The organism is Streptomyces sp. NPDC001868, from assembly GCF_040297125.1.
Taxonomy (GTDB): Bacteria; Actinomycetota; Actinomycetes; order Streptomycetales; family Streptomycetaceae; genus Streptomyces.
In genome coordinates this window covers 297,879-312,435 of the sequence record NZ_JBEOYO010000006.1, presented here as the reverse complement: position 1 = coordinate 312,435, position 14,557 = coordinate 297,879, and the positions used below count along the sequence as shown (strand labels likewise).

The following is a 14,557-nucleotide window of genomic DNA, read 5'->3' as shown; positions in this document are numbered from 1 at the left end:
AAACGCCCGGTTACATTCCGAACCCGGAAGCTAAGCCTTACAGCGCCGATGGTACTGCAGGGGGGACCCTGTGGGAGAGTAGGACGCCGCCGAACTCCTTTTAGAGCGCTGGCTCTTGGGCACACTGCCCAAGAGCCAGCGCTTTTTTGCGTTGAGGTAGGGTCAGGGGGCATCGTTGGCTCATTTCCCACAGGAGGCCCCCGGGTGGAGGTACAGGAGACCCGGGTCCAGACGGACCGGGTCCTCACCATCCCGAACATTCTCAGCATGACGCGGCTCGTTGGCGTGCCCGTCTTCCTGTGGTTGGTTCTCTGGCCCGAGTTCGGCGGCCCCAAGGTCGACGGCTGGGCGTTCCTGGTGATCGCTCTCAGCGGCGTCAGTGACTATCTGGACGGCATGCTGGCGCGGCGCTGGAACCAGATCAGCAGCCTTGGCCGGCTCCTCGATCCCGCAGCGGACAGGCTGTACATCCTGTCCACCCTGGTAGGTCTCACCTGGCGCGAGATTCTGCCAATTTGGTTGACCGCTGCACTTCTCCTGCGAGAGCTGGTTCTGCTGGTGATGGTGGGCGTCCTCAGACGGCACGGCTATCCGCCGCCGCAGGTGAACTTCCTGGGGAAGGCGGCTACCTTCAACTTGATGTGTGCCTTCCCGTTGCTGCTGCTCAGTGACGGAAGTGGATGGATCTCGTCACTCGCTGCTATTTTCGGATGGGCGTTCGCCGGATGGGGTACAACGCTGTATTGGTGGGCAGGGATCCTCTACGTGGTTCAGGTCCGCAGACTAGTCAGTGCGGACACCATGGCCGATTGAGCCCGCCCCAGAGGTGGCCGTAGTGGCTCGATGGCCCGCGTCGGAAATGTGCGGGACAATCTGGACGGGTGAAGTCGGCTAGACCGTCGTCTCTTCAAGGAGGACGCTTCCGACATGAAGGCCGTCGTGATGGCCGGAGGTGAAGGCACACGCCTTCGCCCCATGACCTCAAGCATGCCCAAGCCGCTCCTGCCGGTGGTGAACCGCCCGATCATGGAGCACGTCCTGAGGCTGCTCAAAAGGCATGGGCTCAACGAGACCGTCGTCACCGTCCAGTTCCTGGCGTCACTCGTCAAGAACTATTTCGGTGACGGCGAGGAGCTCGGTATGGAGCTCACCTATGCCAACGAGGAGAAGCCACTCGGTACCGCCGGGAGCGTCAAGAACGCCGAGGAAGCGCTGAAGGACGACGCGTTCCTTGTCATCTCCGGCGATGCCCTCACGGACTTCGACCTCACCGAGCTCATCAGCTTCCACAAGGAAAAGGGTGCGCTGGTCACCGTCTGTCTGACACGGGTGCCGAATCCCCTGGAATTCGGCATCACCATCGTGGACGAGGAAGGCAAGGTCGAGCGCTTCCTGGAGAAGCCGACCTGGGGCCAGGTCTTCTCGGACACCGTGAACACGGGCATCTATGTGATGGAGCCCGAGGTCTTCGACTATGTCGAGGCCGACGTACCCGTCGACTGGTCCGGCGATGTCTTCCCGCAGCTGATGAAGGAGGGCAAGCCGGTCTACGGCTATGTCGCCGAGGGCTACTGGGAGGACGTCGGTACGCACGAAAGCTATGTGAAGGCACAGGCCGATGTGCTGGAGGGCAAGGTCGACGTCGAGATCGACGGATTCGAGCTCTCGCCCGGAGTATGGATCGCCGAAGGCGCCGAGGTGCACCCCGACGCCGTACTGCGCGGGCCGCTGTACATCGGGGACTACGCCAAGGTCGAGGCCGGCGTCGAGATTCGTGAGCACACCGTCGTGGGCTCGAACGTGGTCGTGAAGAGCGGCGCCTTTCTGCACAGGGCCGTTGTCCACGACAACGTCTACATCGGGCAGCACAGCAATCTGCGCGGATGCGTGGTCGGCAAGAACACCGACATCATGCGGGCCGCACGGATCGAGGACGGCGCGGTGATCGGCGACGAGTGCCTCGTCGGCGAAGAATCGATCATCCAGGGGAACGTACGGGTCTACCCCTTCAAGACGATCGAGGCCGGCGCCTTCGTCAACACCTCGGTGATCTGGGAGTCCAGGGGACAGGCACATCTCTTCGGCGCCCGTGGTGTGTCCGGCATCCTGAACGTGGAGATCACCCCCGAGCTGGCCGTGAGACTCGCGGGGGCGTACGCCACCACGCTCAAGAAGGGCTCCACGGTCACCACCGCCCGAGATCACTCCCGAGGCGCCCGTGCGCTGAAGCGGGCGGTCATCTCGGCGCTGCAGGCCAGCGCCATCGACGTACGGGACCTGGAGAACGTACCGCTGCCGGTGGCGCGGCAGCAGACCGCGCGGGGCAGTGCCGGCGGGATCATGATTCGGACGACACCGGGGGTCCCGGACTCGGTCGACATCATGTTCTTCGACGGACAGGGGGCCGATCTCTCGCAGGCCAGTCAACGGAAGCTGGACCGGGTGTTCGCGCGGCAGGAGTACCGGCGCGCGTTCCCGGGTGAGATCGGGGACCTGCATTTCCCGGCGAGTGTGTTCGACTCGTACACCGGGTCGTTGCTGCGGAACGTCGACACGACCGGGATCGCCGAGTCGGGGCTCAAGGTCGTCGTGGACGCGTCCAACGGCAGTGCCGGTCTCGTGCTGCCGAGTCTGCTCGGCAAGCTGGGTGTCGACTCGTTGACGATCAACCCCGGTCTCGACGAGTCGAGGCCGACGGAGACGGGCGACATGCGGCGGGCGGGGCTGGTGCGGCTGGGCGAGATCGTGGCGTCCTCGCGGGCCGCGTTCGGCGTGCGGTTCGACCCTGTCGGTGAACGGCTGTCGCTCGTCGACGAGAAGGGCCGGATCGTCGAGGACGACCGGGCCCTGCTGGTCATGCTCGACCTGGTGGCCGCGGAGCGGCGCAGCGGCCGGGTGGCGCTGCCGGTGACCACCACGAGGATCGGCGAGCAGGTCGCGGCGTACCACGGCACGCAGGTCGAGTGGACGACCACCTCGCCGGACGACCTCACCCGGGTCGGCGGGGACGAGACGACGATCTTCGGCGGGGACGGGCGCGGCGGGTTCATCGTGCCGGAGTTCAGCAGCGTCTTCGACGGGGCGGCGGCCTTCGTACGGCTCATCGGGCTGGTGGCGAGGACGCAGCTCACGCTCAGCCAGATCGACGCGCGGATTCCGCGGGCGCACGTCCTGAAGCGGGATCTCGCCACCCCGTGGGCGGTCAAGGGCCTCGTGATGCGGCGGGTCGTGGAGGCGGCCGGGGATCGCTTCGTCGACACCACCGACGGTGTGCGGGTCGTGGAGACGGACGGGCGGTGGGTGATGGTCCTGCCGGACCCGGCCGAGGCCGTCACTCATCTGTGGGCCGAGGGGCCCGACGACGCCTCCGCGCAGGCCCTGCTCGACGAGTGGGCGGCCGTGGTGGACAGCGCCGGCCGCTGAACCGTTTCGCACGCGCGCGTGCCGGACAAGCGCCCCCAACGGGGCCTGTCCGGCACGCCGGTGGGGCCATTCGGAGGTAGTGGTCGCGACGTGCGACGATGTGCGGCATGCCGCAGCAGCCCCCCGTTCGGAGCACACCCACGCGCCCGTCGCGTCCGGACGCCTCCATGTCGCTGCTCACCAACGTCATGGATCACAGCCTCGACGACGGATACGCCGAGGCCGCCGCCCGCAAGAAGGCCGCGGGCACCGAGGGCATGCCGAAGACGATGCGGGCCAAGCTGGGGCTCGCGGTCGGGCTGGTGCTCGCCGCCCTGGTGGTGACGGTGGGTGCGGCGCAGGCGCGGATAAGCGCCCCCGTGGTCGCCAAGGAGCGCGAGGAACTGATCGACCGCATCCAGGAGGAGACCTCGGCCGCGGACAAGCTGGAGGACTCCGTGGACGGGCTCCGTGACGACGTGAGCGCACGGCAGCGTGAGGCACTCAAGGACGACGGCGGCAGCGACGCGAACGATCTGACGGGCATCCTGTCGGGCGCCGTCGAGGTGCACGGCCCCGGGGTGCGGCTCGTCGTCAACGACTCCAAGGGCGCCGGCCAGAGCGGGGACGGCGATCCGCGCGAGACGTCCGGTTTCTCGGACACCGGCCGGGTGCGCGACCGGGACATGCAGCGGGTCGTCAACGGACTGTGGGCGTCGGGCGCCGAGGCCATCTCGATCAACGGGCAGCGGCTCACCGCCCTCTCGGCGATCAGGGCCGCGGGCGACGCGATACTGGTCGACAACAAGCCGCTGGCACCGCCCTACACGGTCCTCGCGGTGGGGGACGGGCAGCGGCTGAGCACCAGGTTCCAGAACAGCCCCGACGGGCTGTACCTGCACGCCCTCCAGGAGAACTTCGGTATCCGGACGAGCATCTCCGTCGAGGACGACCTCAAGGTGCCGGCCGCGCCGAGCGTGATCGTACGAACAGCAGAACCCAGCACAGAGAAGGGCACATCGTGATCGCCGTACTGGGCCTCGTCCTCGGAGTCGTGGCCGGACTCTTGGTCCGGCCCGAGGTACCGGCGGTGGTCGAGCCGTACCTCCCCATCGCCGTGGTCGCGGCGCTCGACGCCGTCTTCGGTGGGCTGCGCGCGATGCTGGACGGCATCTTCGACGACAAGGTCTTCGTGGTGTCGTTCTTGTCGAACGTGGTCGTGGCCGCCCTGATCGTCTTCCTCGGCGACAAGTTGGGCGTCGGCGCCCAGCTGTCCACGGGCGTCGTCGTCGTCCTCGGTATCCGTATCTTCTCCAACGCCGCGGCGATCCGCCGGCACGTCTTCCGGGCGTGAGGCCGATGAACGAGCGGGACGAGACGCCGAGGCCGAAGCCGACCCAGGGCGGGGGAGAGGAGGACTCTCCGACGACCCGGCTGCGCCGGGAACTCCCCCAGGAGGTGCCCTCCACGGCCGCCGAGGAGCCCGGTGAGGCTCCTCAGGAGGAGACGAACAAGCTGACCGGGCGGCAGCGGCTGGGTCAGGGGCTGTGGCCGCCGCGCTTCACCCGGGCCCAACTCATCGTGGCGCTCCTGCTGTTCGGCCTCGGCTTCGGACTGGCCATCCAGGTGGCCTCCACCAACGACGACAGCGCGCTGCGCGGAGCACGTCAGGAAGACCTCGTACGCATCCTCGATGAACTGGATGACCGTACTCAGCGTCTGGAGGAGGAGAAGCAGGGTCTCGAGGATCAGCGCACCGAGTTGGAGAACAGCTCGGACCAGGCCGAGGAGGCACGCAAGCAGACGGTCGAGAAGGAACGGCAACTCGGCATTCTGGCGGGCACGGTGGCCGCGCAGGGACCCGGCATCACACTGACGATCGACGACACGAAGGGAACGGTCGAGGCGGACATGTTGCTCGACGCGATCCAGGAGCTGCGCGCGGCCGGCGCTGAGGCGATCCAGGTGAACGGTGTGCGGGTCGTGGCCAGCACCTATCTGACCGATTCCGGTGAGGGAATCAGTGTGGATGGGAACAAGATCACCCAGCCCTTTCGTTTCAAGGTCATCGGCAACCCGCAGGACCTCGAACCCGCACTGAACATCCCCGGAGGCGTGGTGCAGACACTGGAGAAGGAGCAGGCCACCGTGACCGTGCAGCGGGCGGAGAAGATCGTCGTGGACGCCTTGCGAGCGGCGAAGCGGCCTGACTACGCTCGGTCGTCCTCCCAGTGAACCGCAGGTGCATGGGGCCCGTCCGTCGAGGGCATGAGGTTGCGGGGGGTCGGCGCACCGAATGGGTGGTGCGTGGTGGAAACTGTCTGGTGGATACGGACGTTGTGAGGTTGTCCGGGTCGGCCGGTGTGTTCAGTCAGGGTTCGTCCTGCCCCACGGGCGGGTCTGTTTCGGTCAAGGGGAATCGCCCGTGAAGTTGTTTGCGAAGTTGTTCGGCAAGAGCGCGCGAGAGGGCAGCGACAACGCGACCTCCCGTCATCGCGCGCAGCCTTCGGAAGCGGAGGAGCAGGGCGGTGATCGCCCGCTGTTCCGGGACCAGGTCGGTGGTCCGGGAGGTGACATTTCCGGAGGTCAGGGCGCGCCGTCTGTTGACCCTGCCCAGTCGGGCCGCATAGGTTTCGGGGAACCGTCAACCTCAGGTACGGGTGGAGGGTTTAGTTCAGACCCGTATGCGTCCAATGCCCCGGCGGGGCAGCCGCGGCAGGAGGATCCGTCGATGTCGGCCCTGGTGTGTACGAGGTGCGGTAACCGCAACGCGGAGAACAGCCGCTTCTGCTCGAACTGCGGTGCTCCGCTGCGGGCCGGCGCGACCGCCGAGCGTCCGTCCGAGACGACCTCCACGATCTCCATCTCCGGCCTTGAGGCCTACGACTCCGAGGTCACCGGCCAGACCCAGCTGCCGGCGCTCTCCCCCGAGGCGCAGGCCGCCGTCGACGCGCTGCCGCTCGGCTCGGCGCTCCTGGTCGTGCGCCGCGGCCCGAACGCGGGCAGCCGCTTCCTGCTGGACGGCGATCTGACCACGGCGGGCCGTCACCCGCAGAGCGACATCTTCCTGGACGACGTGACCGTGTCGCGCCGCCATGTGGAGTTCCGCCGGGGTCAGGACGGCTCGTTCACGGTCGCCGACGTCGGCAGCCTGAACGGCACCTACGTCAACCGTGAGCGGATCGACCAGGTCGCCCTGCACAACGGCGACGAGGTGCAGATCGGCAAGTACCGGCTGGTCTTCTACGCGAGCCAGCGGGGCTACTGACCCTCCCCCGGACGGTGTCCGGGGGGACCCCCAGGGAAGGTCCATGCTTCGAACAACGAGCGGTGGTGCCGACCACGGCACCGCCGCCGCGGACAGTGGCCTGATGAGCATCGGTACGGTGCTGACCGCTTTGCGCGAGGAGTTTCCCGAGGTAACCATCTCCAAGATCCGTTTCCTGGAGTCGGAGGGGCTCATCGAGCCGCAGCGGACCCCCTCGGGGTATCGCAAGTTCAGCGCCGAGGACGTGGAGCGCCTCGGACACGTCCTCAGGATGCAGCGGGACCACTATCTGCCGCTCAAGGTGATCCGCGAGTATCTGGAGGCCCTGGAGCGCGGCGAGGACGTACGGCTGCCGTCCGTGGGGCGCCAGCGTGACATCGGTGACGGAGAGCGCCTGAGTGAGCTCTTCGGGGAGCCCGAGGAGCCGGCGGCCGCCCGGATCGGGCGTGGCGAGCTGGTCGCCGGCGCCGGGATCGACGAGGAGCAGCTGGCCGAGTGGGAGTCGTACGGGCTGGTGGCCCCGCTGCCGGACGGGTCGTACGACGCCGAGGTGCTCACGGTCGCCACGCTTGTGGTGGAACTGGGGCGGTTCGGTATCGAGCCCCGGCATCTGCGGGTGATGCGGGCCGCCGCGGACCGTGAGGCGGGGCTCGTCGACCAGGTCGTGGCGCCCCTGCGCCTGCACCGCAATCCGCAGACCAGGGCGCATGCGGAGGACCGTACGCGCGAGCTGGCGGGGCTCACGGTCAAGCTGCACGCCGCGCTCGTGCGGAGCGCGCTGGGTGTACGGCTCCGCTGAGAGGCGGTGTTCGCCCGTGGCGGATCGGTGGGCCGATCCGAGCCCGACTACCCAAACATCCCGAGCACGGCCTAGGGTTGCTGTGTGAACGAGCTCGATGTCGTAGGTGTCCGGGTGGAAATGCCCTCCAACCAACCGATCGTGCTCCTGCGCGAAGTGGGAGGCGACCGTTACCTCCCCATCTGGATCGGGCCGGGGGAGGCGACGGCGATCGCTTTCGCCCAGCAGGGCATGGCCCCCGCGCGACCGCTGACCCACGACCTGTTCAAGGACGTGCTGGAGGCCGTCGGCCAGGAGCTCACGGAAGTGCGCATCACCGACCTGCGTGAGGGCGTCTTCTACGCGGAGCTGGTGTTCGCCAGTGGGGTCGAGGTGAGTGCGAGGCCTTCGGACGCCATAGCGCTGGCGCTGCGTACCGGTACGCCGATCTTCGGCAGTGACGGGGTGCTCGACGACGCGGGCATCGCGATCCCGGACGAGCAGGAGGACGAGGTGGAGAAGTTCCGCGAGTTCCTCGACCAGATCTCGCCCGAGGACTTCGGAACGAACAGTCAGTGAGACCGGGCGGGCGGTCGTCCGGGGCTGTGAGGCCTTGACGCCGCCGGTCGTCATCGGTGGCGGGTGCCCGGGTTCGGGGCTCGGGGCGTCATGGACCGCCGGATGCACGTCGTGGCGGCCGAGAGACGTCGTGGCGGACGGGACGGATCGCGCGTGCTGCCAGTGGGAGACGGTCGCCAAGGGCGGGCTGGGACACGGTCGGCGTAGCTGGTCCGAGACTCCGGGGCGAAGGTGCCACGGGCGCCGGTCCGGGCGGTGGGAGACGTCGTCCGGGGCTCGGCACATGCCATCAGCCCATGCACGGTCGGTCGGCTCCGCCGGAGCGCATTCGGCTAGCCTTTCCCCGCGGGAGGGCACGGGAAACCACTCTCAGGGTGATTATCACTCGGCGTGGCGAGTGCGGTGGTCGTTGACGCGCCCCAGGTGGCTGCCTACCGTCGATGAGGCAGGTCAAGGACGGAGGTCGGCGTGAGAAGCAGCGGCGACGGTACGGCTGGGGGTGCCCCCGGACGCAGGCTGGGGGACGGCGGCCCGTACCCTCCCCCAGGCTCTCGGCTAGGCTCGAGCTGGGGGGACCCCCATCACAGCAGCGCGGCCGGTCACGTCCCGCAGCGGCCCACGGCTGTGCAGGACAGCGCGGAGGCGGCCCCCGAGCCGCACGAGAGCGTCGGCTACCGCGGCCCCACCGCGTGCGCGGCCGCCGGCATCACCTATCGGCAGCTCGACTACTGGGCCCGTACCGGTCTCGTGGAGCCGAGTGTGCGGTCCGCCCAGGGCTCGGGGACACAGCGGCTCTACAGCTTCCGGGACGTCGTCGTCCTGAAGATCGTGAAACGGTTCCTCGACACGGGGGTGTCGCTCCAGAACATCCGCACCGCCGTCCAGCACCTGCGGGAGCGGGGCTTCAGCGATCTGGAGCGGATGACGCTGATGAGCGACGGCGCGACGGTCTACGAGTGCACCTCGCCCGACGAGGTCCACGCCCTGCTCCAGGGCGGCCAGGGGGTCTTCGGGATCGCCGTGGGGGTGGTCTGGCGTGATGTGGAAAGCGCTCTCTCGCAGTTGCACGGCGAGCGGGTCGACACGGGGGAGACGCTCATGGGCCACAACCCGTCGGACGAACTGGCGCGACGGCGGAACCGGGCGGTCTGAGCAACTCCGCCGCCGCCGCTTCGGGGCGTTGTCAGTGGCGTAGGGCAGCATCGGAGAGGTGAGAACCGCGCCGACGATCCTGCATCTCGACATGGACGCCTTCTACGCCTCGGCGGAGCAGGCGTCCAAGCCGAGTCTGCGGGGGAAAGCCGTTGTCGTGGGCGGGCTCGGGCCGCGTGGGGTGGTCGCGACCGCCTCGTACGAGGCGCGGGTCTTCGGGGTGCACTCGGCGATGCCGATGGGGCAGGCGCGCCGGCTCGCGCCGAACGCCGCGTATCTCACGCCGCGCTTCACGTTCTACCGGGCGATCAGCGATCAGGTCATGGGGCTGTTGCGTGATCTGTCGCCGCTGGTGGAGCCGCTGAGTCTGGACGAGGCGTTCGTGGACCTGGAGGCCGGGGGCACGGCCTGGGACGAGGAATCGGCGCGGCTGGCGGGCGCGCGGTTGCGCGCGGACATCCGGGCGGTGACCGCGCTGACCGGATCCGTGGGGCTCGCGGCCTCCAAGATGCTCGCGAAGATCGCCTCCGAGCAGGCCAAGCCGGACGGGCTGGTGCTGATCGAGCCAGGGACCGAGCGGGAGCTGCTGGGCCCGATGTCCGTGCGGATCCTGCCGGGGGTGGGCCCTGCGACAGGCGACCATCTGCGGCGGGCCGGGATCACCACGGTCGAGGAGATCGTGGAGGCGGGGGAGGACGAGGTCGTACGGCTGCTGGGGAAGGCGCACGGGCACGGGCTGTACGCGATGGCGCTGGCGCGGGACGACCGGGCGGTGGTGGCCGAGCGGGACACCAAGTCGGTGTCGGTGGAGGACACGTACGACGTGGACATCCATGACCGGGTGCGGGTCCGGATGGAGGTGCAACGGCTCGCGGACCGGTGTGTGCGCAGGCTGCGGGGCGCCGGGCTGTCGGGGCGGACGATCGTGTTGAAGGTACGGCGGTACGACTTCTCGACGCTGACCCGGTCCGAGACCCTGCGGGGGCCCACGGACGACCCCGCGGTGGTGCGGGAGGCCGCGGGGCGGTTGCTGGAGTCCGTGGACACGACCGGTGGGGTGCGGTTGCTGGGGGTGGGGGTGAGCGGGCTCGCCGACTACACGCAGGAGGACCTGTTCGCACAGGCTGCGGGGGAGCCGGAGCCTGTGGAGGAGGAGGCCGGCTCCGACGTGGAGGTGCCTGTGGCGGAGGAGGGTGCGGGTGCCGAGCGGCAGTGGAGGGCCGGTCATGATGTGCGGCATGCCGAGTACGGGCACGGGTGGGTGCAGGGGAGCGGGCTGGGGCGGGTGACCGTGCGGTTCGAGACGCCGCACGATGTGGAGCCGGGGCGGGTGCGGACGTTCAGGACCGATGATCCGGGGCTGGAGCCGGCGGAGCCGTTGCCGTTGGTGCGGGGTTGAGACTGGGCAGCGCCGGTCCGCGCCGCTGTGGCTGCGCGCCGTTGCGGCGGGATCGAGAGACCGGGATCAGGAGGGCGCCTGAGGGGTGGGTCGATGACGGCGATCGGGCGGCTGCGGGTGTGTGGGGGCTGGTCGCGCCCACGCGGCGGAGCCGCGAATCGGAACAGCCCCGCGCCCCTGAAAGCGACGGCCCTGCGGGCCGAAAGAGCAGGGGCGTCGCCCCGGATCAGGTGTTGTTCTTGCCTGTCGTGTTGCCGAAGTCGTGGTCCGGAGGCGGGGGTGGGGCTATGTCGAGGCCGTAGTGGTGGTAGAGCTGGAGTTCCTGTTCGGGGGAGAGATGGCGGCCTACGCCGAAGTCGGGGGCGTCCTTGATGAGGGCGCGGTCGAAGGGGACGCGGAGGGTGCCTTCGACGAGTTCGCTGGGTTCCAGGGGGACGAAGCAGTCGCGGCCGAAGAGGCCCATGCGTATCGCGGCCCACTCGGGGATGCCGGTGGCGTCGTCGAGATAGACCTCGTCCACGGTGCCGATCTTGCTGCCCTTGCGGTCGAACGCCTTGCGGCCGATCAGGTTGCGCGGATCCATATCGGTCTGCACGGGCCCTCCAAGTGGTCGCAGAGGGGTCGCGAATCATCCCTCACCACTACGAAAAGGCACATCGGGGAAGGCGGCCACTCGAAGACCCGTGCGGTGCCCGCGCTGATACGCTGGCAGCGGCTGCTGACCCCGTGCGGGAGAGTCCTCCGGACACCATCCGGAGGCGCCGAAGGAGCAAATCCTCCCCGGAATCTCTCAGGCCCACGTACCGCACGGACGAGGTCACTCTGGAAAGCAGGGCGGGTGTCACGGCTTCCGCTCTCACCGACGGTGAAAGCCGGTTCGTACCCTGGACCGGTGAAGCTCTCAGGTTGAGATGACAGAGGGGGAGGCCCTCGGGGCACCCGTGCCGTGGTGCCCCTCGACGGTCGTGTCAGACCAGGAGGCCTCCGTAATGACCGCCCATCGCATTCCGCTCTCGGAGCTCGAACAGGGAATCCCCTTCGAGCGGCGCCACATCGGACCGGACGTCGAGGCCCGGGCCAAGATGCTCGCGCACGTCGGGTACGGCTCGCTCGACGAGCTGACGGCCGCCGCGGTCCCGGACGTGATCAAGAACGCCGAGGCGCTGGACCTTCCCGGTGCGCGTACCGAGGCGGAGGTGCTCGCCGAGCTGCGTTCGCTCGCGGACCGCAATCAGGTGCTCGGCTCGATGATCGGGCTCGGGTACTACGGGACCTTCACCCCGCCGGTCATCCTCCGGAACGTCATGGAGAACCCGGCCTGGTACACCGCCTATACGCCGTACCAGCCCGAGATCTCCCAGGGGCGGCTCGAAGCGCTGCTCAATTTCCAGACCATGGTGGCCGAGCTGACCGGTCTGCCCACCTCCGGCGCCTCCCTGCTCGACGAGGGCACCGCCGCCGCCGAGGCCATGGCGTTGTGCCGGCGCATGGGGAAGAACAAGAAGGGCCTCTTCCTCGTCGACGCGGACACGCTGCCGCAGACGATCGCCGTGATCGAGACCCGGGCCGAACCGACCGGCGTCGAGGTCGTCGTCGCGGACCTGAGCGCCGGGATTCCGGCCGAGCTCGCCGAGCGGGAGATCAACGGGGTGCTGCTCCAGTACCCGGGCGCCTCCGGTGCCGTACGGGATCTGAAGCCGGTCGTCGAGCAGGCGCACACGCTCGGCGCGCTCGTCACCGTCGCCGCCGACCTGCTCGCCCTCACCCTTTTGGCCTCACCCGGTGAGCTGGGCGCCGACATCGCGGTGGGGACGACCCAGCGGTTCGGTGTGCCCATGGGCTTCGGCGGGCCGCACGCGGGCTACATGGCCGTACGGGAGAAGTTCGCGCGCAGTCTGCCCGGGCGGCTCGTCGGGGTCTCCGTGGACGCGGACGGACACAAGGCGTACCGGCTCGCCCTGCAGACGCGGGAGCAGCACATCCGCCGGGAGAAGGCGACCAGCAACATCTGTACGGCACAGGTGCTGCTCGCCGTGATGGCGGGTATGTACGCCGTCTACCACGGGCCCGAGGGGCTTCGGACCATCGCCCGGCGTACGCACCGGTACGCCACCGTGCTCGCCGCGGGGCTCGCGGCCGGTGGGATCGAGGTCGTGCACGGGGCGTACTTCGACACGCTCACCGTGCGGGTGCCGGGGCGGGCCGGTGAGGTCGTGGCCGCCGCTCGGGAACATGGCGTGAACCTGCACCTCGTGGACGCCGACCTGGTGTCCATCTCCTGCGACGAGACCACGACGCGGGCACAGCTCGGCGCCGTGTGGACCGCGTTCGGGGTGGAGGGGGACGTCGAGGCCCTCGACGCCACCGCTGCGGACACGCTGCCCGGGGCGCTGCTGCGGTCGGACGACTACCTCACGCACCCGGTGTTCCACGACCACCGCTCCGAGACCGCGATGCTGCGCTACCTGCGCCGGCTCGCGGACCGGGACTACGCGCTGGACCGGGGCATGATCCCGCTGGGCTCCTGCACGATGAAGCTCAACGCGACCACCGAGATGGAGCCGGTGACCTGGCCGGAGTTCGGGCAGCTGCACCCGTTCGCGCCCGCCGGACAGGCGCAGGGGTATCTCACGCTCATCCGTGAGCTGGAGGAGCGGCTGGCGGAGGCCACCGGGTACGACAAGGTGTCGCTGCAGCCGAACGCGGGCTCCCAGGGCGAGCTGGCCGGGCTGCTGGCCGTACGCGGCTACCACCGGGGCAACGGCGACGAGCAGCGGACGGTGTGTCTCATCCCGTCCTCCGCGCACGGCACCAACGCGGCGAGCGCCGTCATGGCGGGCATGAAGGTCGTCGTCGTGAAGACCGCCGGGGACGGCGAGATCGACGTCGAGGACCTGCGGGCGAAGATCGAGCAGTACCGCGACGAGCTGTCCGTGCTGATGATCACGTATCCGTCGACGCACGGGGTGTTCGAGGAGCACGTCGCCGACATCTGCGCGCAGGTGCACGACGCGGGCGGCCAGGTGTACGTCGACGGCGCCAACCTCAACGCCTTGGTGGGTCTCGCCAAGCCCGGGCACTTCGGTGGCGACGTCTCGCACCTGAACCTGCACAAGACGTTCTGCATCCCGCACGGCGGCGGCGGTCCTGGCGTGGGCCCGGTGGCGGTGCGCGAGCACCTGGCGCCGTATCTGCCGAACCACCCGCTGCAGCCGGCGGCCGGCCCGGAGACGGGCGTGGGGCCGATCTCGGCGGCCCCGTGGGGTTCGGCGGGCATTCTGCCGATCTCGTGGGCGTACGTCCGGCTCATGGGCGGTGAGGGGCTCAAGCGGGCCACGCAGGTGGCGGTGCTCAGCGCCAACTACATCGCGAAGCGGCTGGAGCCCCACTACCCGGTGCTGTACACCGGTCCGGGCGGGCTCGTGGCGCACGAGTGCATCATCGACCTGCGGCCGCTGGCCAAGTCGACCGGGGTGAGCGTCGACGACATCGCCAAGCGGCTGATCGACTACGGCTTCCACGCGCCGACGATGTCGTTCCCGGTGGCCGGGACGCTGATGATCGAGCCGACCGAGTCGGAGGACCTCGGTGAGCTGGACCGGTTCTGTGAGGCGATGATCGCGATCCGCGCGGAGATCGAGAAGGTCGGCTCGGGCGAGTGGCCGGCGGACGACAACCCGCTGCGCAACGCTCCGCACACCGCGGCCGCGCTCGGCGGGGAGTGGAAGCACGCCTACACGCGCGAGGAGGCGGTCTTCCCGGCCGGGGTGTCGCCCACCGACAAGTACTGGCCGCCGGTGCGCCGGATCGACCAGGCCTTCGGCGACCGGAACCTGGTCTGTTCCTGCCCGCCGCTGGACGCCTACGAAGAGTAGTCGGACGCGGACACGCGTCGGGGCCGGTTCGGAGAGTGCTTCTCCGGCCGGCCCCTTCTTCTGTCCGGGCGGACGTCCTGTGCGGGGACGCTCGCCCTGCCGCG

The 14,557-nt window shown here is 69.2% G+C and carries 12 protein-coding genes, 1 rRNA gene and 1 riboswitch; of the genes, 12 read left to right on the top strand and 1 reads right to left on the bottom strand.

Annotation, left to right across the window (positions count from 1 at the left end):
* The 11 genes from rrf to ABT147_RS10520 form a co-directional block, all read left to right on the top strand.
* A 5S ribosomal RNA gene (gene rrf, locus ABT147_RS10570) occupies positions 1 to 95 on the top strand; the annotation flags it as partial.
* Positions 96 to 204: 109 nt separating this feature from the next.
* Positions 205 to 813 carry a cardiolipin synthase ClsA gene (gene clsA / locus ABT147_RS10565; protein ID WP_351404081.1) on the top strand — a complete coding sequence of 203 codons (609 nt, stop codon included), beginning with the start codon at positions 205 to 207 and terminating at the stop codon, positions 811 to 813.
* 114 nt (positions 814 to 927) lie between these two features.
* Positions 928 to 3,423, top strand: a complete 2,496-nt coding sequence (locus tag ABT147_RS10560; protein WP_351404079.1) for a sugar phosphate nucleotidyltransferase — start codon at positions 928 to 930, stop codon at positions 3,421 to 3,423.
* A gap of 98 nt (positions 3,424 to 3,521) precedes the next feature.
* Positions 3,522 to 4,427, top strand: a complete 906-nt coding sequence (locus ABT147_RS10555) for a DUF881 domain-containing protein (RefSeq protein ID WP_351404077.1) — start codon at positions 3,522 to 3,524, stop codon at positions 4,425 to 4,427.
* Complete coding sequence (locus ABT147_RS10550) at positions 4,424 to 4,756, top strand: small basic family protein (RefSeq protein ID WP_009343209.1); 333 nt, start codon at positions 4,424 to 4,426, stop codon at positions 4,754 to 4,756. Before ABT147_RS10555 ends, ABT147_RS10550 begins: the two co-directional genes overlap by 4 nt.
* 5 nt (positions 4,757 to 4,761) lie before the next feature.
* Positions 4,762 to 5,637: a DUF881 domain-containing protein gene (locus ABT147_RS10545; RefSeq protein WP_351404075.1), complete on the top strand. Its 876-nt coding sequence runs from the start codon at positions 4,762 to 4,764 to the stop codon at positions 5,635 to 5,637.
* A 61-nt stretch (positions 5,638 to 5,698) separates the two neighbouring features.
* On the top strand, positions 5,699 to 6,670 hold the full coding sequence (locus ABT147_RS10540; protein WP_351404073.1) for a zinc-ribbon and FHA domain-containing protein: 972 nt from the start codon (positions 5,699 to 5,701) through the stop codon (positions 6,668 to 6,670).
* Positions 6,671 to 6,713: 43 nt separating this feature from the next.
* The gene (gene ftsR / locus ABT147_RS10535; RefSeq protein WP_351404071.1) at positions 6,714 to 7,469 is read left to right on the top strand and encodes a transcriptional regulator FtsR; all 756 of its coding nucleotides are present in this window, start codon (positions 6,714 to 6,716) and stop codon (positions 7,467 to 7,469) included.
* An 84-nt stretch (positions 7,470 to 7,553) separates the two neighbouring features.
* The gene (locus tag ABT147_RS10530) at positions 7,554 to 8,027 is read left to right on the top strand and encodes a bifunctional nuclease family protein (RefSeq protein WP_005475662.1); all 474 of its coding nucleotides are present in this window, start codon (positions 7,554 to 7,556) and stop codon (positions 8,025 to 8,027) included.
* 468 nt (positions 8,028 to 8,495) lie between these two features.
* Positions 8,496 to 9,179 (top strand): MerR family transcriptional regulator, encoded by a 684-nt coding sequence (locus ABT147_RS10525; protein ID WP_351404069.1) that lies wholly within the window; start codon positions 8,496 to 8,498, stop codon positions 9,177 to 9,179.
* Positions 9,180 to 9,237: 58 nt separating this feature from the next.
* A complete protein-coding gene (locus ABT147_RS10520; RefSeq protein WP_351404067.1) occupies positions 9,238 to 10,578 on the top strand; it encodes a DNA polymerase IV in 1,341 nt (446 codons plus the stop codon).
* Between the two features lie 226 nt (positions 10,579 to 10,804).
* On the opposite strand, the gene ABT147_RS10515 is transcribed toward ABT147_RS10520, so the two are convergent.
* A complete protein-coding gene (locus tag ABT147_RS10515) occupies positions 10,805 to 11,173 on the bottom strand; it encodes a PRC-barrel domain-containing protein (protein ID WP_351404065.1) in 369 nt (122 codons plus the stop codon).
* A gap of 124 nt (positions 11,174 to 11,297) precedes the next feature.
* Positions 11,298 to 11,394: riboswitch (glycine riboswitch) on the top strand.
* Between the two features lie 173 nt (positions 11,395 to 11,567).
* Here ABT147_RS10515 and gcvP point away from each other — a divergent pair.
* The gene (gene gcvP, locus ABT147_RS10510; RefSeq protein ID WP_351404063.1) at positions 11,568 to 14,453 is read left to right on the top strand and encodes an aminomethyl-transferring glycine dehydrogenase; all 2,886 of its coding nucleotides are present in this window, start codon (positions 11,568 to 11,570) and stop codon (positions 14,451 to 14,453) included.
* Positions 14,454 to 14,557: the final 104 nt, after the last annotated feature.

Coding starts and splice junctions, on each gene's coding strand:
- ABT147_RS10560 (WP_351404079.1), top strand. CDS start 928: ATGAAGGCCGTCGTGATGGCCGGAGGTGAAGGCACACGCCTTCGCCCC.
- ABT147_RS10555 (WP_351404077.1), top strand. CDS start 3,522: ATGTGCGGCATGCCGCAGCAGCCCCCCGTTCGGAGCACACCCACGCGC.
- ABT147_RS10545 (WP_351404075.1), top strand. CDS start 4,762: ATGAACGAGCGGGACGAGACGCCGAGGCCGAAGCCGACCCAGGGCGGG.
- ABT147_RS10540 (WP_351404073.1), top strand. CDS start 5,699: ATGGGTGGTGCGTGGTGGAAACTGTCTGGTGGATACGGACGTTGTGAG.
- ftsR (WP_351404071.1), top strand. CDS start 6,714: ATGCTTCGAACAACGAGCGGTGGTGCCGACCACGGCACCGCCGCCGCG.
- gcvP (WP_351404063.1), top strand. CDS start 11,568: ATGACCGCCCATCGCATTCCGCTCTCGGAGCTCGAACAGGGAATCCCC.